This is a genomic window from Arthrobacter sp. 05L421, from assembly GCF_056397785.1.
Genome location: NZ_JBFTOC010000019.1, coordinates 59090 through 76058 on the forward strand (window position 1 = coordinate 59090; position 16969 = coordinate 76058).

Below are 16969 nucleotides of genomic sequence, written 5' to 3' on the forward strand. Positions count from 1 at the left end.
GTAATATCGGGATAGAACGATCCTCCCCGGGCACACGGAAGAAACAGCGGCCGCTGTGTTTGGGTCCCCCGGGGTGTCAGGGAGTGGGGCTGCCCCCGTTGACGTTAAGGGTCTCACCCACGACGAAACTGGATTCCGCGGAAGCCAGGAACACATAGGCCGGTGCCAGTTCCGCGGGCTGGCCCGCGCGGCCCAGCGGGGTGTCCTTGCCGAACTCGGGCAAGGCCTCCTTCGGCTGGCCGCTGCTGACCTGCAGCGGTGTCCAGATCGGCCCGGGTGCCACGGCGTTGACCCGGATGCCCTTGGGCGCCAACTGCTGGGCGAGCCCCTTCGTGAAGTTGTTGATGCTGGCTTTGGTAGTGGCGTAGTCCAGGAGCGTCGGCGAGGGGTCGTAGGCCTGGATGGATGTGGTGTTGATGATGGTCGATCCCGGCGGCAAATGCGGGACCGCCGCCTTGGTGAGCCAGAACATGGCGTACACGTTGGTCTTGATGGTGTGGTCGAACTGCTCGTCGCTGATATCGCCGATGTCTTCCCGGGCGATCTGCTTGCCTGCATTGTTCACCACGATGTCAATGCCGCCGAGTTCACGCAGCGCTGTCTCCACCAGGGACCGGCACATGGCTGCGTCCTTCAGGTCCCCCGGTACCCGGACCGCCTTGCGGCCGGCGTTTTCGATCAGCCCGGCAATCCGGGCGGCGTCCTCTTCCTCCTCGGGCAAGTACGACAGCACGACGTCGGCGCCCTCGCGGGCGAAGGCGATGGCCGTTGCTCCGCCGATGCCCGAGTCCGCTCCGGTGACGATCGCTTTTCGGCCTTCGAGGCGCCCCGTGCCGCGGTAGCTCTCTTCTCCGAGGTCGGCTTTGGGGACGAGTTCGGCGTCCAGTCCGGGCTCGGGCTGGTGCTGTTTGGGAGGTTCGATGTGATCGTAGGCTGTGACAGGGTTTCGGAAGGTGTACTGGTCCGTCATGATGCTCCTCTACCTGGTGATGCGGGGGTCAAAGCTGTGCGGCTACGGTGTTCGGGCGTGTAAAAGGTGTGGTGGGCAGCGCCCGCGGCGTTGAGCGCATCTAGCGTCTTTGGATCCGGCGCAGCTGCCGGGCTCCGGGGCGAAACGCTGAACGGGGGGAGCGGGCCCGGCGCTGCGCAGGGCGGTCCGGAAAGGCTACTGGGGATCCTCACGATCAGCATCAGGCGCGTCGATTTCGCCATCGATTTCGCGGGCGCTGCAGCCGGAGAGTGAGCCCTTGGCCGGCTCATCCTCCTCGCGGCGGTCCCTGTCTGCATCTGGATTCTCAGTCATGAGGCCCAACCTAGCGTCGAGGGGCCGGCCTGTCGAACAGAAAGCAGGGCAGACCAGGTGCTGGTAAGGCAGGTCGTTCGGTCCGTTGAGGGCGTGGCTCGGCCTATGCTGAGGTCGCGCGTGGGCGACATGGCCTTCCGCAGCCGCCATTTCAATCCGAGGCGGCGAACTCTCCCGGGCATTGTTATCCCGGGCGGGCTAATGACCGCCGGTCGATCATTTCCAGCTATGTGTGCCGGCTACGTCGATGTGGCGGCATCCGGGCGCGTGCCTCGGGACGTCGATGGAACATGGTCAGGCCGTCGCGGGGTAGCTGGCCAGGATGTAGTCTGTTGCGGCCTGTCCTGTAATCCGTCGATGGCTGTTGCGCAGATCGATGCCGCGGCGTTGCATGGCTGACCGGAAGGTAATGTCCTCCACGGGGGTGATGTTGTGGAGCCGGCACCAGCTTGTGTACAGGCCGTAAAGACAATCCGGCCCCAACGGCCGGTGCGTTTCATCCGGGACGGTGGCTTCAAGGAGGAATCGTTCGAAGTGCGAGGTGGCCATCAGGGGGCTCTTCTCCGCGGGTGCATCCTTATGCCACCGTTCGGCTACAGCGGCTCTCTTTGCCGCCGTGCACCCGGCGGCAAAGGGTCCCCAACCCCGAAGGGTTGACTAGGACTGTTCCGAATTTACAAAGTTCCGGCGGCCCTGTCCAGAGCACGGGCAGTCCCCTCTGACGAAAAATCTGCACAACGGCTTGGTGACACGCGGTACGAATTTTAGGCGAGTGGTCAGCGACCTATTGGCCGCTGTCGCCCATGGGGGAGTGGCTCGGCCAGGCAGCACGGGCAAAACACTGGGATGCGGCAGGATCAATACGTTAGGAATCGCCTCGCGGGGTCGTTCGTTCCTCCTTCGTGCCGGTGTCGAAAGGGGGGCCAGCGGCCGGCGGCTCGCCTGCCGCGAGACGGTCAGACTCTCGAGCCCCGACAACGGATTGTGCTCCACCGGATCCGGCTTCGGCAGGTGAAGGTCCGGGCGGGATGGCCCCGGTTGCCGCTGGGGGGCCGGTGACGGTCCGCTGTCCCTCGGTCATGGCGGGGTCGCTAAAGACCTGCTCGACGGGCGCCTGGCCTGTCTTGGCCCGTTCCGGATGCGAGTGATCGCCTTCCGCCTGGGTGCCCGCCTCCGCGACATCGACCGCCTCTCCGACATCTGCACCGCTGCGGGAGTCATCGGCCTGGGCGTCGGCACCCGACGATACGGGCCGGTCCTGCGATGCAGGTTCGTGGCCGCTTTGCGGATTCTCGGTCGCCGGCATTTCGCTGCTCGTACCTGTTGCGGCCTCGCGAAGGGGACCCACAGTACCGTCCGCACCGTAGTCACCCTCGGCGTACTGACCGATTTCCGACCCGGCCGAACGTCCCGGAACTGCACCAGCGTCGCCATAGTCGGCCCGTACGTAGCGTCCGGATTCTTTGGCCTTCTCTCCCAATGGTTCGGGCAGGCCACCCTCCCTGCCGGCCGCACCATAATCACCTTCGATGTATTGACCTTCCTCGTCCTCCGCGCGGCGGCCTCGCTGCACGCCGGCCTTGCCATAACTGCCTTCGACGTACCGGCCCCGTAGCTCCCGTTCTTCTGGTTTCTTCCCCGTGGGCGCCTGGCCCGCGGGTGATTCAGAGTCGCTGCGGTCTGTCATGATCCTGCCCTCCCGAGACGAATACATGCGTCTACTCCGGCGCAATTCAAGTCTAGCCAGAGCCACTGCACCCCAACAGGTAGTCATCATCTGACCATCCGGCGGAGGCAAACTCGCTGTGAGGCACCGTTTTGAGGGCTGCTTGTCGAAGGAGCGGAAGACTTGCCGCTTGGCGCCATCCGGCCGCTCCTATGCAACGGCTGTCATTGTGGCTTCTCTTTTAGGGCTTTGCGTCGGAGTGTTCCGGGGATAAGGACCATCAGGAGCAGTAGCACAGCCAGCAGGCCAATGGCGGCTATTACGCCGGCCGTCCGGCCCGCAGTGACATCGAAGACGAGGGATGTGGTGCCCAGGCTCAGCAGCATGACGCCGGCCAATGACACCTTCACGATGGTATCGGCGCTGGCCACGAGAGTGGCTTTCAGTCCTTGCCGGAAAAGCCGGCGGTGCAAACTCACCGGCAACAGGATCGATGCCGTGGTGAGGGCGGCCACGATGACGTTGATGAGATACAGCCCGATCTGGTAGCCGTCCAGTGACGCGAAACGTGCCTGGAACGGCAGCGTCAGGAGGAAACCGGCGAGGATCTGGACCCCTGTCTGAAGTACCCGCATTTCCTGCAGCAAATCCACCCAATTGCGGTCCATCCGCTCAGTGAGCGATTCGTCCCTGCCGTCATCCTGCGGCGCCACCGGGTCTGTCATAACTCCTCCTCGCGAGACTGAAATTCCCTGTCCAGCGGCCGCGGTGTGCGCCGTCGGCTTGGCCCCCTTCCGTCTCGATCACGCGGGGCTTTCGGGCTCCGGACGACCAGGACCGCAACGATTTCCTCGGCGCTGCACCCGCCTGCGGCCGCTGGCTCCCGGATGAAGGCTCGGGTATGAGGTCGTTGCTGCCGTCATCCTGCCGCAGCCCCGGGGAAGGAGCTTTGGACGCCCGGCTCGAAGCTGGCACTCGAACATGGATCCATGGCTGGCGTTGCATCGTCGACTGCCGGCTCCGTCGCCATGCCCAACGCGGCGCGGATGCGCCTGGCAGCTTCCCGATACCCGTCACCAAGACCCGCTGTCCTGGCAGCGTGGATCGAGCCGATGCCGTCAAACTGATGTTCGATCCGTTCGCCCCGTTCCGCGAAATCAGATGCCACGGCTTCCAATTTCTCGAGCCGTGCACCCTGCTCCCGCACCACGGAGAGGAGAAAGGACCGGTCCCTGGCGTTGCTTTCCACGGTCCCGTCCGCGGCGAGCCGCGCTTCGATGCCGGGCAGTTCGTCAGAGGCGCTCATCGGGCCCTCCTCCATGAAGGTCTCGCCAACAGAGTAGCCCCCATGGACAGCAAAGACACCAGTGCTCAAGGTCCTGCCTGGGCCTCGGAACCGGCCAATGCCGGGAACCGGCGCTAAGAGCCGAGAATGACAGGCCGGCGGTCATTCCTGTCCGGATTCGCCCAGGACCGGGCTGTACGGGGTGAATCCTTCCCGGAGCCGGACGGAGTCCGTGCCGATGATGTCGATGTCGGCCCAGAGCACCAGGAACGAGCCGCGATGCCGCCACCGGAGCAGGTGGGCCACGGGCCAAGGCCGGGCGAGACCGGTTCGTTCGTAGCCCAGGAACGAGGAGGCGCTGTGCGGGCTGACGACCAGGCCCAATAAGCTGGCGCCGGCGAGCAATTGGCCCGGTGGTCCGTCGATAGTGAACCGGGCATCAGCCACCCGCCCCAGGCGGAGTCCGCCGGGGTCGTGCACGGGTGTGCCGAGGAGATCACCGAGGATCATGGCGGCCTCCGGGGATGCGGGCAATGATCTTGTCGCGGATCCAGCGTTCGACCCAGTCCGCGTCCAGGGGCTCGCCGCGGACGCCCAGCCGGATGACGACCCCGACGTCGGCGACGTCACGCCAGGGGATGCGGATGAGCCGTGATGACGGGGGCCGGCCGCCGAAAATCCGCGTTCCAAGGACGGGGCCGGTGAGCAGCGCGGTGAGTGTCGGGGCCGGGGTTCCGGCCGGTATGGGTGTGTCCGGGGGAGGGGCGCTGATTTCGATGTCATCGACCGTGGTGACGGGGACGCCGTCGACATCGAGTACCTGCCGGTCCAGCAGGTGAAGTTGCGCGTCGAGGGTCCGCCCGGCGGCCCGGACGTATCTGGGCAGGGGTGCGGTGGTCATGATCCGGCTCCCGTGACGATCATCAGTGGTATGGCGGCGAGGGACGCGGCGAGGATGATGACCAGATAGATCATGGCCAGCACATTCACCGTGCGGGCGTTGACGTGTTTACCCATGTACTGGGGGTCGTTGGCCACGATCAGGATGGGCAGGTAGGTCAGCGGCAGCGCGATGGCCGAGAACACGACCGAGTACTCCGTGACCAGGACGGGATCGACCCCGGTGGCCAGGACCGCCGCGCCGATCAGGAGACAGATGATCATGGACAAATGGAAGCGGGCGGCCTGGGCCGGGCGGCGGAACTTGCCCCAGGACCACCCAAAGAACTGCGCCAGGGTATACCCGCTGGACAAGGTGGTCTCCAGGGCCGCTCCGAAGGTCGCCGCGACGATCCCGACGAGGGCGAAGGCGAGACCGACTTTCCCGGCTGCCTCGGCGACGGGCAGGATGACCTGGGACAGTGAGGTGACGGCGATCCCGGCCGGGAGCAGAACCACCGCGGCGCAGGCGGCAATGGACACCGAGAGCAGGCCGCCGAGCGGGAACCCGACGAGTACGTTGATTCTGGACTGGGCCAGGTCTTTGATGGTCCAGCCTTCCTCCAAGGCCCCGGAGGAGAAGAAGAACACCTCATAGGGCGTCATGGCCGCCCCGAACAGTGCCACCGCGTAATACCAGTACGAGGCGGCTGTTTCCTGCTCCGGAACGGACGGGGCCAGGACCTGGGCGCCAAGGGCACCCCAGTCCGGCTTCAGCAGAAACAGTGCCACGGCGAAAACAATGAGCGTCAGGCCCAGCAGCCCGGTGACGTTTTCCATGATGGAAAACCTCACCCGCCAGATGACCAGCCATACCGCAACCACGGCCACGGGAACCCACAGCAGGTACTGAACGCTGCTGGCCAGCTGCAGCGCCAGGGCGATGCCTCCGATTTCCGCCGTGACCGTCATCAGGTTGATCAGGAACGACGCTGACAGGTTGGCCAGACCGGCCCGGGGCCCCAACCGTTCCCGGATCACTTCGAACGTCGCCCGGCCCGACGCGGCGGCTACCCGCCCGGACATGTTCGCGAACACACAGATACCGACCACGCCCACGACGACGACCCAGACCAACGAGAGCCCAAACCGTGAGCCGACGACGGAGTTCGTGACCAGATCGCCGATGTCCACGAACCCGCCGATCGCGGTCAGGACCCCCAGGGCCACCCCGAGCAGGCGCTTCATTGTCCCCCCAGCTGATTCTTGAGTGTGGCCATCCTGCCGGCGGCGTTCTCCAGCAGCTTGTCGCCGTCCTGGAGTGTGGGGCTGCCGTCGGTGCTGGCAATGGCGTCCTGCGCCGTGGTCACCCCTGCGATGCTTTCATCCAGGACGGTCAGGGCCTCCCGGCGCGTCTCACGGTCGTCCTGGACGGTGGGGGAGAGCTGGAGGACGGTGGTCCGGGTGGTTTCGAGGTCTTTCAGGACGTCGTCGAGCGTCGTGGACGTTGCCGCCATGGTCAGCTTGCCCCCGGCGTCGAGCGCCAGCGCGAGCCGGGCGGTGGCAACCGCGGAGGAACTGTCCTTCAGCGCTGTGGACACACTGTCCCGCGTGCCGCCAGACGCGCCGCTGCAGCCGCTGAGGAGTGCCGACCCCGCAATCCAGAGGCAGAGCCCGCTCCGTGGCCAGATCGCCATTTCACCTCCGCCTCAAGGGAGTCCAAGCCCGCAACGGTGCAAGACCGCGGCAGGACCGCGCCATTGAGCTAGGTATAGCACTCCCGGCCTGAGAAAAGCTGAGGCACAACCCGGAACGGCGTAGCTCACGCACAACTGAGACCAGGACGTGCCGTCCCACATCTGCCGCGGAGAACCGCACCCTCAGCCGCAGTGGCACCCCTGCGATTTCCCCACTCCGGCGTGGCGCAGCCACGACTGCCGGCCGATCCCGTCATCGCGAGCCCCGCACTGAACCAGCCGTGGCTGATCCGGAGCCGACACCCAGACGGTTCTAGCTGGCATGAAAACAGGATCTGCCAGGACGGGTCGGCACGCCCGCAGCCGAGGCAAGTATCTTTATCCGAGTCCTCGTGGCGCCTAAAATTGACGGTATCGCCGCAGGCGTAGTGTCTGCGTCCAGCCACGGAGGTCCGTCATGGGATTGGGAGACAAGATCGATAACACCGCCGAGAAGCTCGCCGGCAAGGGTAAGGAAGCGGCCGGGAAAGCCACCGACGACCGGTCTCTGGAAGCCGAAGGCAAGAGCGACCAGGCGAAGGCCGACCTCAAACAGGCCGGCGAGAAAGTCAAAGACGCATTCAAGAAGGATTGACACGCGGATCAGTCGGAGCCGGTAACGGTAACAGGGGACGGCCGCAGTGCGGCCGTCCCTTACTGCGCTGTCATGACCCAGCCGAAGGATCCAATGAGGTTAAAGCTGCCCGTTCCCATGCGTCAACCTTTGCAGCGAGGGCGGACCGGCTGAGGCCGTACCCGGAATCAAGAACCGCCAGTGTTGGACCAGCCGGCACCGGTTTTGAGCGGTGTGGTTTCCGGACCCGGTCGGCGGTAGGTGGCATTGGCCGGTATGAGGATGCCTGGCGTATGGCGTGCGCGGCCCGGGGAATCATCGGCGTTGGACGAGCGGATCACCGGACCCACGCCTTGTCCCGACAAGGCAACCCGGGCCCATCGAGGGCGGCGGCGATAACTAGTCCTTGTCGAGTTCGTTGAGGAGGGACTTCGCTGCCTTGGCGATGTCGTCGTGGTTGTTCTGGGCGGCCCGGCTCTCGATGGCAAGAATCGCGCAACGGTGCAGCCGCCGGAAATCTCCGAAGGGGAAGCTGTAGCGTCCCTTGGTGTCGTGGGTTTTCTCGGTGTCTTCGCCCAGATGCCAGGTTCCGTATTCCGTGTAGCCGTGCTTGGCGATGAACGCGTTTTCCTTCTCTGTGTCGGGGGCGTGTTCGCTCCAGTCGTCACGGGAATCCCGGGCGATCCTGGCGTCCTTGATCAGCTGCCGGGCGTGGCGCAGTGCCGTGTCATTGATTTTGATGGTCATCGGTGCTTCCCTCCGTAGTAGGGTCCGGGTCGAGACCGGCCAAGGGCTGCGGCAGCCCTAGACGGCAGAGAGGCTCTGAGGAGACGTCGTCTCTTTCCAAAGCTGGCGCGGCCGGCCGTCGGGGTTCCGTGCGTCCGTTGCAGGGCTCCGTACACTCTGGCCCTGTCTCGTCTACCGTTTTTGGTGCTGTCCTTCCTGCCTCAGGTCGGGAGACTGCACCGTCGGCGCCCCCGGCTCTGTTCAGATCCCGGCAGGGGGCTCCACGGTCCCGTCCTGCCGACCGTACGAGGAGTGGCGGCGTCCGGGGTGAATCAGGACCCGGGGATGCTGTGGGTCTGCGGCGTGGAGGGTGGTTCGGGGCGGGTTTTCAGTCGTAGTCGGTGTCCGTGTCATCGTCGGTGAGGCGGCGGAAGTCCTGGGAGAGGTACAGGGCCATCGCTGCCGGGTTGTTGTCCTCCACGGTGACCTTCACCGTGGTGCGGCCCAGGGTGTGCAGGAGGTGCATGCAATGTCGGATGAGTCCTTCGGCCAGGCCTTTGCGGCGGTGGTCCGGGTGTGTGAAAAGTTCATCGATGACTGCTTCGCCGTCGCGTTCGGTAACGATGAGGGCGGCCGTGATTTGACCGTCGGGTCCGAACGCCACGAGGGACGCAGCCTCGGTGGTGCGGCCGCTGCCCTCCTCGGTGGATGGTCCGATCCACACCGGGTCGCCGGCCCGCTGTCCGGGACGGCCGGCGTAGGCGTGCCGGTGCAGATCGGCCAGTTCGAGTAGATCATCGGGTTCCAGGGGCCGGACCCGGATGCGGGCCGGCGCGGTGTTCTGGTGTCCGGTCGCGGCAACCAGGGTGATCGAAGCGTTCATGACGGCGATGCCTTCCCCGGTGCGCGGGCGGCACCGTTGAACACAGTGTCCGGCATCGTCCGCGCGCGCGGAAGACACAGGACCGCAACGATATCCGGCGGAACCGACACCGGCCGGGCCACAGCGGATGAACCGTCCTAAAGCGCCCATGATCACCGCTTCCGGGGACGATCGGACGCCACGGGACGGGACTCCGGCGGGGGCTTCCCGTAGTGGACTCGACCGGTCTCGCGGTCCGACGCGGCCCCTTTCCGTGCCCCCGTTTCTGTCGGAGGCGGCCAGCGGCCGCCTGAACATGGCGGCGGAAACGCGCGGCCATGACGCGCCGTTAGTTAGGAGTAGTATTACTACTATTCCTACTACTTTTGAAGGGTTGGCGCCGTGACGTTGAGTGTGAAGGACCGTGTGTACGCTGCCGCGGAGCAGATCAGCGCCGAGCGCCGGCCCACGGTGTCGACGGTGCGGGCCGCGGCGGGGGTGAGCAACGCCGACGCGACCCGTTATTTGAAGGAGTGGTCGGAGGAGAAGCGGGCCGCGGGCGGGCAGGTCGCCGTGGCGCCGGCGGTGCTGCTGGAGCAGGCCGCACGCCTGGCCGGGGCTTGCTGGGCCGAGGCGACCGTGCTGGCCGATGAGCGCCATGCCGCGGTCGAGAAAGCCTGGTTGCAGGAGAAGAAGGACGTGACCGTGGAGGTCGCCGAACTGGTCGCGGACCTGGACCGGGTGAGCGCCGAGAAGGACGCGGCGGTCGCGGAGCTCACGGCCAGGATCGCCGCGTTGGAGGCCGACGTTGCTGCGGCGGGGGAGCAGTTGGAGCAGGCCCGGGCCGCGGCGCAGGAGGCTGTCAGGGAAGCGTCGGCAGACCGGGCCCGGCTGGCGGCGGCAGAGGCGCGCGCCGACACGCTGCAGACGGCGCATGATGCGCTGCTGGCCCGCATCATGCCCGGGACAGGGCCGGTGGCACAGCAGGCTCCCGGCGGGAACGACTAGGCCCTTCCCGCCGTCCGCATCCTGCCCCCTGACCGGGGACGTCACGGAAGCGATGGCAGCTGGGGTGTCCGGCTCCGTTTTTCCCCGCCAGGGCTGGAAGGACCCGCAAGAGGCTATTGGCGCAAGAGGTTATTGGTCTGTGCGGATCGCGAGGAGTTTGTGGTCCTCCGGGATCTGTGTCGTGAGGGCTTTGCGGGCTTCTTCACAGGTGTTGCCTTCGGCGCTGATGCGTTCGTTGCTGCCGTCAGGGGCCTGGATCGTGCCTGTAATCTCCACCTGAACACCCTATGCGCACCCGTTCCTACACGGCCTCCAGCGCGTCGATCTCGGCGGCGTCCAGCAGCGCTGCTGACTCTGCCCCGGTGGCCCGGGCCAGATCATCCAGGGACTTGAAATGGTCCCGGGCGAGGGTGATGGCCAGCAGCTCCAGATAATCGCCCCCGTTGCGCTGTGCCAGGCCGCCGAGATAGTCGCGCATGCGCACTTCCAGGGCGCCGGGGCCTTCGGATTCTTCCGCGGCGAGCCGCGTCAGTGTCAGGGCCGCGAGGTCCGGGTCGTCGTAGATGAGTCCCATGGACCTACGCTACGCACCCGACGGGTGCGGTCAAGGGCCGGTGCTAGCGCCAGCGGCAGGAGTCCAGCGCGCCCACCAAGGGAGCGGGGCCGTCTTTGAGGCGGTCAACGGGGCGGGATCCGTTACGGTCCCTGGAGGGTGTGACCATCCAGAGGGTGAAGTTGTGCGGGATCTGCAGTTCCATCGCCCGGTCAAAGAGCTTAACGACGGTCGGGTGGAGCTGTCCGCCGGGGAGGAACTGGAATCCGGGGCAGTAGGTGCCGTCGTCGATGATCGCGGACGAGCCGGCGCAGCACCGGTCCGGGGTCTTCCATCAGTTCGGAGAGCCGGCGGTGCACCTGCCCGAGGGCCGGGAGCGTGAATTCTGCCCGGATCGCCGCCCATGTCTGATCGCTGATCGGTTGGGGGTTCCCTGCCGCCGAGGCCCTAATCGCTGATGCCTTCGAGCAGCCACCGGGTCGAGAGCGGGTTGCGGCGCAGCTCAAAGGTCCGCAACGCCGAGCTCGAACTGAGACGGACCTGCACCCTCCAGAACTCGATGCTGACCAGGTCGCCGCTGCCGACGGCAGCCGTGCTCTGCGTGTCCCACCAGGCGTCCCGGTCGAACCAGTGCACCGGCTCGGCCGCGACGGCCCAGATGCGGCCCTCGTGCCGGACGGCGAGCGGCGTGCCGGCCGGGGTGAAGCGGACGTCGACGTCAACGTCCAGGGTTGTTTCATTCGCTACTGCTGTCACGTTCTACGCGTTTTCCCAAGTTCCTGCTCATCATGTCTTCCCGGCGGGTGACCGCCGAACTCCACACCCAGGTCCGGTAGGTCACCGGACCGTCCTTCCACGTCACTTCGGCGGCTTTGGCCGCCCAGGCATAGACCTCGCCGTCGACCAGCTCGGCGCAGTTCGGAAACCGGATCCACGCCTTCACCGGGATCCCGGGGAAGCCGTTCCTGGCGGGGAAGTGCTCGAAATCGAGCTCTTCCACCGTCAGCCCGATCGGGCCGGCCCGCCTCGCATACCGCGCCTGCAACCGGGCCGCCTGTTCCGGGTTCATATCCTCAGTTTAGAACTGACATTCGATAACAAATTTCCAGCCTAGTAATTTTATTCGAATAGATGTGCAGGTTTGAGCATGGGGGAGGGGTCCGACAATCAAACGGTTTGCACCCAGTGGGGACAGCCTGAGCTGTGCGGAGGGCTCCACCTGCCCCCAATGGGCACAACCGGGAAGAGGGTCCTTGCTGCGAGCCGTGAGGAAAGCCTCCGCGCGAATCCAAGGACTCAAGCGCGGAGGCTCCCGGTTCTCCAAGCTGGGGGGACTGGAGAACCTCGGTAATTCTACTGGCCGGCGGCCTGCCGGGAAACGCTGCCTTTCGGGTCACCGCCGGGGAGGGCGGCCCCTGGTCCTTCCGGCCTGCCACCCGGGAACGGTGTCGTCCAGGAGCTTGGCCTTCGCAGGGTCGAGGTCGCCGCGGCGGTGTTTGTACCGCTGGGTGTGGATCCAGACGCCGAGGGTGTGTTCCCGCTCAGAATCGCAGCCCTTGTGGCGGGGCCAATCGTTGCCCTCGTGTCGGAAGTCCTCGAGCTGGGCCAGGCGGTGGTGCCAACGGGCCTCGTCCTCGGCTTCCCTGCGGTTCCCCAGCCACCCGGGCACCCGGGCCAGACCGTCACGGTAGGCCGGGACCAGGGTCCCTTGGGCCGCTTCGCGTCGGCGCCCGGACAGCCAGCGCGCCATCGACCTTTCGCCCCGTTGCCCGGAGCGGTCACGCGGGAGCCGGCCTTCGGCCTTGACCCAGGCGATGAGCTCGTCCATGCGGCCGAGATCCGTGGGGGAGGGGTGCGGAACGGGCGCGGAGCCGGCTGCGGACTGGTGTTCGGCCTCGAGGTGGGGGTCCTGGTGGCGCGCGATGACCAGGTGGTATCCGACCGTGGCGGGCTCGGCGCCGACGAGGGCAGCGATGCGTTGCCGGCTCAGCCCGAGCCGGTACATCAGCACCCATTCCGCGTCAGGAGCGCGCCGCAACCGCCTGTCCATGATGGACATCCTGCCACGACCCCTCCACAAGTCGGGCGGCCACCGCGGATTCCACAGACAGCGCTTTCGGGCGTCCGCTGGCGCGGCCGGCTGTGGGGTCCAGTGCCTCCGTCGCAGGGCTCCGGAGACCCTGGCCCGTATCCACGTCTTCGACGATGCTCCTATAGGTGTCAATTCCGCTGTCCGTCGCCGACGAAGGGAAGTGGCGCCCTATCAGTGGGCGCCACTTCCCTTCGTATATTTGAGCCCTACCAGGGCGGTTCTTTTGTCTGACTGGCCCTCGGCTCTAGCTAGCGCTGGGCGTTGTCGATCTCGTCCTGTGTCGGCGGCGTGATAACGAAGGTGCCGACGCGCTTTGTCCCTGAGGAATCGTAGAGCCCGATGGAGATTTGCTTGCCTGCGTTCGTGTTTTGCCACTTGACTGCCTCGGCAGGGCTCGTGAACTTCGGTTGGTAGTCGAGGTCACGCTTGAAAACGTAGCCTTCAACCCCGTCCTTTCCCTGTGCCTGGATAAGATCTGGTTCAGTCTCTGGAGAGATAGCCTGTGCTGCCGACCCGAAAGTAAGCCCGGATGCGTTCCGTGCGAACTGCGGTGTGCCAGGTGATCCGGGGGTGGAAGTCTGAACGAGGAGGGCGTCTTGGGCTGCAAAGGCGGTGGTGCCGCCTAAGGCGAGTGAGGCGACGAGTGCGGCGCCAAGCGAAAAGTTTTTCACATTCTTTTTCATGATATTTCCCCTAAACGCCATTCACCCATGGGCTCTTGGGCGCGTAATAGTAGCTGTATCCACTCCCATTCCATGCGCCGGTCACAGACCATCCGTAATAGGAGGAAGGAAGAACACAGCCGGAAGAACTCGTGCCTAGGGAGAAGTTTTTTGCAGCTCCCGATGTGTAGATATGCCCTGTTTCCTTGCACATAGTTCCGTTGGAGAGGAACAACCGCGCGTTGACCGACATATATCCCGCCGGAGCGGACGAGGCGGTGGTCTGCACTGTTGCTACTGCGTAGGTGCGGGTGGTTGCGTATACCTCTGACCAGTTGTTATAGCTGTAGCCGTAAACGGGACCATAGGAACCTGCTGCGCCCGTCGCAGCTTGCGCGGCGCCGACGCCGAGAAGACTGAGAAATCCGACAATGAACGCGGATAAAAGCGACAGCACAAATTTGACCGATATTTTCAATTTTCCCCCATTTTCCGATAATCACCACTGTGATGTGGAGAATCTATCGAAAGTGGGCGCTTCCTGACAATACCTAAATCGAATTTATTTTATCCCGTTTGGAAGAACCCGATTTGCGTCTTGCCGTCACTGAGGTAGACCGGGATCTGGCGGCTCGGCCGCGGGGTTGAGAAGTTCTTTGCTGCGTCCGCCGGGCTCGTCGGCTGTGCGCCCTGCAGGTCCGCGGAGAAGGCGTAGCCTTCCTTGCCGTTCGTCGCCATGACGCGCACGAGAACCGGAGCCACCGGGCTGTCGCCCTGCTCACCATAGGTCTGCCCACTGTCATTTACCGGCCAAGACGGCACCGGCGCGTAGGAGGGTGAGCATGCTTCCTGGCTGGCGCACGGCAGCGCAATCCAGCCGATTTGGCCGGCGGTGGCGAATGCTCCCGTCCCCAAGGCCAAGGACCCTGCCGTGATCAGACCGATCGCGAAGACGCGATGCTTTCTTGGCTGGGTAGTGTCTTTTCGGACGGTTGCCATCAAGAGCGCCCTGACGGCGAGTCTGCGCTTTTCATCAAACTGAACTTCCGAGCTCATGGTGTGCTCCTTGCAAGATCGACATTCTGGGGGAGGGAAGTCATCCTCTGCGCGAGTTTGGTTTTCGCGCGGTTGAGGCGGGACTTCACGGTGCCGGCGGGGATGTTCAGCGCTTGACCGGCATCAGCCATGGAAAATCCTTCGAGCACGCACAGGGTCAGAATTTCCTGCTCTTGACGCCGAAGACTCTGAAACGCGGAGCGTACGGCCGCAGCCGACTGGGCCGTGGCGAGGCGTTCTGTGACGTCGTCGGCCGGGTCCCTTTCCTCTGTTCCCTCCGGAAGTCGCGCCAGCATCTGCTGGTAGCGGCGCCTCGAACGCATCGAATTGCTGATGGTGTTGTGGGCGACCACTAGGAGCCAGGCGATCACTGAACCGTTGACGATGCGAACGTGCCGCCTTCGCCTCCACGCCTCCATGAAAACTATCGCCGTAACGTCCTCAGCATCTTCCTTGACGCCCAAGACACGGATGCTGTGTCTGAGAACGCGCAGGTGGTGCCGGTCGAAGATCTCCCCGAACGCCAGGGAATCCCCCTCAGTTGCCCTTCGCCATAGCTCTTCGTCCGTGCTCATACCTGATAGTGTCCGTTCTTCCGGATTGGTTCCATCGCTGACAATGAGCCGCCGAGCGCGGCGTTCGGCACCCAGCGGGCGACATAGCGTAAGACAGTGTTTCAACGTCAAGAAGTCATGCGGCAAGCATCTCAGCCGCAGCTCCTTATTCGCAGAAGCCTGTGTCGACAGGTGTGGGCCTTTTGAACCTTCAGGTCATTGTGGCTTCGGGAGGTCCCTGGGCGCTACACGCCATTCTGTGGAGATTGCGCGGTTAGCCATTGGCGATAGGTCGCCGCGAGCTCGTCATTGCGGAGGAGTCCCCGTTCCAGACGCGAAAGGATGGACACCCATTGGCCAAGTTCGCCGGCTACTGTCGTGATGGTCATGCCGAGTTCTGTCCGCATGCGGCGGAGGTCGGAGTTGTCTGGTGCTGGCCGGGGGTTGGTGATCTGACGGTAAATCTCCCGCGCTGCGTAGCGTTTGAGGCAGCGCATGATTTCGCGTTTGCTCTTGCCCTCGGAGGTACGTTTAGCCACGTAATCCTTCGTTCTTTGGCACGAGCCCATGCGGACCAGGACTACCTGATGCAAGGCGTTATTGGCGCCGCGATCGCCGCCCCTACTGAGGCGGTGTCGGGTTGTCTTGCCGGATGACGCTGGTACCGGGGCGACCCCGACGAGCGAAGCGAACTGGGCCTCGTTCCCCAAACGGTCCGGATTGTCCCCGAAAGTGATCAAGAGTTGGCTGGCCACTTCGGTCCCGACTCCTGGGAGATCACAAAGCATCGGAGCATAGCTGTCCAGGATTTCCTTGAGTGCCGCGTCAGCAGCCTCGATTTCTATCGCCAGCGCCTGGCACCGGGCTGCCAACGCCTTGAGCGTCAGCAGCGTCACGTATTCGGGGTCAGCCAGATGTCCAGAAGGTCTCGTGCGCTGCAGGGCAGGAATCAGTGCGGAGGCAGCCAGCGCCCGGTATTTCGCCCGGAGTTTGTCCGGAGCCGAAACGAGGAGCGCCTTGATCTGGTTGATCGCCGCGGTGCGGGCCTTGATTGCTGATGCGCGCCCGGAACGTAGGATCCGCAGGCATTCAACGGGGCCGTCCTTTGCCTTCGGGATCGCCCTCGTCCGTCCCTCGAGTACGGACTTGGCGGCCTGGTAGGCATCCAGTGGGTCGGATTTCCCCTTGAGCCGGCGGGCAGCCCGGTTCGGGCGGTTTACCTCCAGCACGGTGAGCCCTTCACCTCGCAGGGTTCTGGCGAGCTCGGCGCCGTAGGAGCCTGTTCCTTCAACACCGACGGCAGTGACCGTGCCATAGGAGGTGATGAAGTCTACGATTTTCCGGTATCCGGATCCCACGGCAAGGAATTCCTTGTCCGCGAGGGGTTTGCCGTGTTCGTTGATGACGGCCACGTGGTGTGTGTCGGCGTGGGTGTCGATACCCGCGATGACTTTTGTTGGTTCGCTTGCCAAGATGGAAATTGCCCCTCAGTCGCGTCGAATGCTGATTGATCGGGCGCGGGCCAGGTGGGCAGACAAAACGGTAATGGGACTGGTCGTATCAGGCTCCTATGAGGTCATGTCCGCCTGGCTCGACACCCCTTGTAACGGACCTTGAGCCGGCGGACAGATCGTCGGGAAGACAGTGCCGCCAGGTACGTCAATTTTTGGCTGGGTCACGCCGGCTCAAGGACTGTTCCAGTATTACCGTTTTTTGGTTGCTGTCCTCCGGATTCTAGGCGTCCGCTCCACCCCGTCTAGCCCCTCCTTCGTCGGGGCCTGCGGTGCAGGAAATGTCCCTCCGGCGCTCCTGCGTCGCTGATTCCCTCCAGGAATTTCCTTCACCTTGCCCTGCGGGTAGACAGGGCTCCGTCGGCCGCCGAGCAAGCGAGCTTGCCAGCAACCAAAAAACAACTGTGAGTCTTGCAGTGGCTGGTCTGGGACTAGCTGGCAGTGTTGATGCCGGCCGTTCTGCCTGGCGCGTGACTCGAAAAAACAATTGCCCCTTGAGGGT

At 64.6% G+C, this 16969-nt stretch carries 24 protein-coding genes; 2 read left to right on the forward strand and 22 right to left on the reverse strand.

The annotated features are described in order from the left end of the window. Positions 1 to 76: 76 nt before the first annotated feature. From AC1DKQ_RS18265 to AC1DKQ_RS18310, 10 genes are all read right to left on the reverse strand, one after another. Complete coding sequence (locus AC1DKQ_RS18265; protein ID WP_476851060.1) at positions 77 to 970, reverse strand: SDR family oxidoreductase; 894 nt, start codon at positions 968 to 970, stop codon at positions 77 to 79. A 195-nt stretch (positions 971 to 1165) separates the two neighbouring features. After that, positions 1166 to 1303, reverse strand: coding sequence for a hypothetical protein (locus AC1DKQ_RS18270; RefSeq protein ID WP_476851059.1), 138 nt, complete (start codon positions 1301 to 1303; stop codon positions 1166 to 1168). Positions 1304 to 1597: 294 nt separating this feature from the next. Then, positions 1598 to 1852, reverse strand: a complete 255-nt coding sequence (locus AC1DKQ_RS18275) for a hypothetical protein (RefSeq protein WP_476851058.1) — start codon at positions 1850 to 1852, stop codon at positions 1598 to 1600. A gap of 316 nt (positions 1853 to 2168) precedes the next feature. Then, entirely contained in the window at positions 2169 to 2990 is an 822-nt protein-coding gene (locus AC1DKQ_RS18280) for a hypothetical protein (protein WP_476851057.1), read from the reverse strand. A 203-nt stretch (positions 2991 to 3193) separates the two neighbouring features. Then, on the reverse strand, positions 3194 to 3694 hold the full coding sequence (locus AC1DKQ_RS18285) for a DUF6328 family protein (RefSeq protein WP_476851056.1): 501 nt from the start codon (positions 3692 to 3694) through the stop codon (positions 3194 to 3196). A gap of 194 nt (positions 3695 to 3888) precedes the next feature. Next, the gene (locus tag AC1DKQ_RS18290; protein ID WP_476851055.1) at positions 3889 to 4275 is read right to left on the reverse strand and encodes a hypothetical protein; all 387 of its coding nucleotides are present in this window, start codon (positions 4273 to 4275) and stop codon (positions 3889 to 3891) included. 141 nt (positions 4276 to 4416) lie between these two features. After that, positions 4417 to 4764 carry a PRC-barrel domain-containing protein gene (locus AC1DKQ_RS18295; RefSeq protein ID WP_476851054.1) on the reverse strand — a complete coding sequence of 116 codons (348 nt, stop codon included), beginning with the start codon at positions 4762 to 4764 and terminating at the stop codon, positions 4417 to 4419. Continuing rightward, positions 4751 to 5155 carry a hypothetical protein gene (locus AC1DKQ_RS18300; RefSeq protein WP_476856343.1) on the reverse strand — a complete coding sequence of 135 codons (405 nt, stop codon included), beginning with the start codon at positions 5153 to 5155 and terminating at the stop codon, positions 4751 to 4753. The genes AC1DKQ_RS18295 and AC1DKQ_RS18300 overlap by 14 nt, the downstream gene beginning before the upstream one ends. Next, positions 5152 to 6381, reverse strand: coding sequence for an Nramp family divalent metal transporter (locus AC1DKQ_RS18305; RefSeq protein ID WP_476851052.1), 1230 nt, complete (start codon positions 6379 to 6381; stop codon positions 5152 to 5154). Before AC1DKQ_RS18305 ends, AC1DKQ_RS18300 begins: the two co-directional genes overlap by 4 nt. Then, positions 6378 to 6830 (reverse strand): hypothetical protein, encoded by a 453-nt coding sequence (locus AC1DKQ_RS18310; RefSeq protein WP_476851051.1) that lies wholly within the window; start codon positions 6828 to 6830, stop codon positions 6378 to 6380. Before AC1DKQ_RS18310 ends, AC1DKQ_RS18305 begins: the two co-directional genes overlap by 4 nt. Positions 6831 to 7287: 457 nt before the next feature. Between AC1DKQ_RS18310 and AC1DKQ_RS18315 the strand changes: the two genes are divergently transcribed. Next, positions 7288 to 7464, forward strand: a complete 177-nt coding sequence (locus AC1DKQ_RS18315) for a CsbD family protein (protein ID WP_476851050.1) — start codon at positions 7288 to 7290, stop codon at positions 7462 to 7464. Between the two features lie 378 nt (positions 7465 to 7842). Here AC1DKQ_RS18315 and AC1DKQ_RS18320 read toward each other — a convergent pair whose 3' ends face one another. Beyond that, positions 7843 to 8190, reverse strand: coding sequence for a hypothetical protein (locus AC1DKQ_RS18320; protein ID WP_476856345.1), 348 nt, complete (start codon positions 8188 to 8190; stop codon positions 7843 to 7845). Positions 8191 to 8557: 367 nt separating this feature from the next. Further along, positions 8558 to 9052, reverse strand: a complete 495-nt coding sequence (locus AC1DKQ_RS18325; RefSeq protein WP_476851048.1) for a GNAT family N-acetyltransferase — start codon at positions 9050 to 9052, stop codon at positions 8558 to 8560. A 381-nt stretch (positions 9053 to 9433) separates the two neighbouring features. Between AC1DKQ_RS18325 and AC1DKQ_RS18330 the strand changes: the two genes are divergently transcribed. Continuing rightward, positions 9434 to 10039 carry a DNA-binding protein gene (locus tag AC1DKQ_RS18330; protein WP_476851047.1) on the forward strand — a complete coding sequence of 202 codons (606 nt, stop codon included), beginning with the start codon at positions 9434 to 9436 and terminating at the stop codon, positions 10037 to 10039. A gap of 129 nt (positions 10040 to 10168) precedes the next feature. Here AC1DKQ_RS18330 and AC1DKQ_RS18335 read toward each other — a convergent pair whose 3' ends face one another. The 10 genes from AC1DKQ_RS18335 to AC1DKQ_RS18380 form a co-directional block, all read right to left on the reverse strand. Further along, a complete protein-coding gene (locus AC1DKQ_RS18335; protein ID WP_476851046.1) occupies positions 10169 to 10315 on the reverse strand; it encodes a hypothetical protein in 147 nt (48 codons plus the stop codon). A 25-nt stretch (positions 10316 to 10340) separates the two neighbouring features. Next, on the reverse strand, positions 10341 to 10613 hold the full coding sequence (locus AC1DKQ_RS18340) for a hypothetical protein (RefSeq protein WP_476851045.1): 273 nt from the start codon (positions 10611 to 10613) through the stop codon (positions 10341 to 10343). A gap of 426 nt (positions 10614 to 11039) precedes the next feature. Then, positions 11040 to 11348 (reverse strand): hypothetical protein, encoded by a 309-nt coding sequence (locus AC1DKQ_RS18345; RefSeq protein ID WP_476851044.1) that lies wholly within the window; start codon positions 11346 to 11348, stop codon positions 11040 to 11042. Further along, on the reverse strand, positions 11329 to 11661 hold the full coding sequence (locus tag AC1DKQ_RS18350) for a hypothetical protein (protein ID WP_476919761.1): 333 nt from the start codon (positions 11659 to 11661) through the stop codon (positions 11329 to 11331). Before AC1DKQ_RS18350 ends, AC1DKQ_RS18345 begins: the two co-directional genes overlap by 20 nt. 324 nt (positions 11662 to 11985) lie before the next feature. After that, positions 11986 to 12642, reverse strand: a complete 657-nt coding sequence (locus AC1DKQ_RS18355; protein ID WP_476851042.1) for a helicase associated domain-containing protein — start codon at positions 12640 to 12642, stop codon at positions 11986 to 11988. Positions 12643 to 12932: 290 nt separating this feature from the next. Then, positions 12933 to 13367 (reverse strand): hypothetical protein, encoded by a 435-nt coding sequence (locus AC1DKQ_RS18360; protein WP_476919762.1) that lies wholly within the window; start codon positions 13365 to 13367, stop codon positions 12933 to 12935. A gap of 10 nt (positions 13368 to 13377) precedes the next feature. Continuing rightward, entirely contained in the window at positions 13378 to 13824 is a 447-nt protein-coding gene (locus tag AC1DKQ_RS18365) for a hypothetical protein (RefSeq protein ID WP_476919763.1), read from the reverse strand. Between the two features lie 89 nt (positions 13825 to 13913). Continuing rightward, positions 13914 to 14402 (reverse strand): hypothetical protein, encoded by a 489-nt coding sequence (locus tag AC1DKQ_RS18370; RefSeq protein ID WP_476919764.1) that lies wholly within the window; start codon positions 14400 to 14402, stop codon positions 13914 to 13916. Next, positions 14399 to 14977 (reverse strand): RNA polymerase sigma factor, encoded by a 579-nt coding sequence (locus AC1DKQ_RS18375; RefSeq protein WP_476919765.1) that lies wholly within the window; start codon positions 14975 to 14977, stop codon positions 14399 to 14401. Before AC1DKQ_RS18375 ends, AC1DKQ_RS18370 begins: the two co-directional genes overlap by 4 nt. Before the next feature lie 224 nt (positions 14978 to 15201). Beyond that, positions 15202 to 16428: an IS110 family RNA-guided transposase gene (locus AC1DKQ_RS18380; protein WP_476919766.1), complete on the reverse strand. Its 1227-nt coding sequence runs from the start codon at positions 16426 to 16428 to the stop codon at positions 15202 to 15204. Positions 16429 to 16969 lie beyond the last annotated feature (541 nt).

Excerpts from the sequence above, each read along its gene's own strand:
- AC1DKQ_RS18265 (WP_476851060.1), bottom strand. The coding sequence starts at position 970 with ATGACGGACCAGTACACCTTCCGAAACCCTGTCACAGCCTACGATCAC.
- AC1DKQ_RS18270 (WP_476851059.1), bottom strand. The coding sequence starts at position 1,303 with ATGACTGAGAATCCAGATGCAGACAGGGACCGCCGCGAGGAGGATGAG.
- AC1DKQ_RS18275 (WP_476851058.1), bottom strand. The coding sequence starts at position 1,852 with ATGGCCACCTCGCACTTCGAACGATTCCTCCTTGAAGCCACCGTCCCG.
- AC1DKQ_RS18280 (WP_476851057.1), bottom strand. The coding sequence starts at position 2,990 with ATGACAGACCGCAGCGACTCTGAATCACCCGCGGGCCAGGCGCCCACG.
- AC1DKQ_RS18285 (WP_476851056.1), bottom strand. The coding sequence starts at position 3,694 with ATGACAGACCCGGTGGCGCCGCAGGATGACGGCAGGGACGAATCGCTC.
- AC1DKQ_RS18290 (WP_476851055.1), bottom strand. The coding sequence starts at position 4,275 with ATGAGCGCCTCTGACGAACTGCCCGGCATCGAAGCGCGGCTCGCCGCG.
- AC1DKQ_RS18295 (WP_476851054.1), bottom strand. The coding sequence starts at position 4,764 with ATGATCCTCGGTGATCTCCTCGGCACACCCGTGCACGACCCCGGCGGA.
- AC1DKQ_RS18300 (WP_476856343.1), bottom strand. The coding sequence starts at position 5,155 with ATGACCACCGCACCCCTGCCCAGATACGTCCGGGCCGCCGGGCGGACC.
- AC1DKQ_RS18305 (WP_476851052.1), bottom strand. The coding sequence starts at position 6,381 with ATGAAGCGCCTGCTCGGGGTGGCCCTGGGGGTCCTGACCGCGATCGGC.
- AC1DKQ_RS18310 (WP_476851051.1), bottom strand. The coding sequence starts at position 6,830 with ATGGCGATCTGGCCACGGAGCGGGCTCTGCCTCTGGATTGCGGGGTCG.
- AC1DKQ_RS18315 (WP_476851050.1), top strand. The coding sequence starts at position 7,288 with ATGGGATTGGGAGACAAGATCGATAACACCGCCGAGAAGCTCGCCGGC.
- AC1DKQ_RS18320 (WP_476856345.1), bottom strand. The coding sequence starts at position 8,190 with ATGACCATCAAAATCAATGACACGGCACTGCGCCACGCCCGGCAGCTG.
- AC1DKQ_RS18325 (WP_476851048.1), bottom strand. The coding sequence starts at position 9,052 with ATGAACGCTTCGATCACCCTGGTTGCCGCGACCGGACACCAGAACACC.
- AC1DKQ_RS18340 (WP_476851045.1), bottom strand. The coding sequence starts at position 10,613 with ATGGGACTCATCTACGACGACCCGGACCTCGCGGCCCTGACACTGACG.
- AC1DKQ_RS18350 (WP_476919761.1), bottom strand. The coding sequence starts at position 11,661 with ATGAACCCGGAACAGGCGGCCCGGTTGCAGGCGCGGTATGCGAGGCGG.
- AC1DKQ_RS18355 (WP_476851042.1), bottom strand. The coding sequence starts at position 12,642 with ATGGACAGGCGGTTGCGGCGCGCTCCTGACGCGGAATGGGTGCTGATG.
- AC1DKQ_RS18360 (WP_476919762.1), bottom strand. The coding sequence starts at position 13,367 with ATGAAAAAGAATGTGAAAAACTTTTCGCTTGGCGCCGCACTCGTCGCC.
- AC1DKQ_RS18370 (WP_476919764.1), bottom strand. The coding sequence starts at position 14,402 with ATGAGCTCGGAAGTTCAGTTTGATGAAAAGCGCAGACTCGCCGTCAGG.
- AC1DKQ_RS18375 (WP_476919765.1), bottom strand. The coding sequence starts at position 14,977 with ATGAGCACGGACGAAGAGCTATGGCGAAGGGCAACTGAGGGGGATTCC.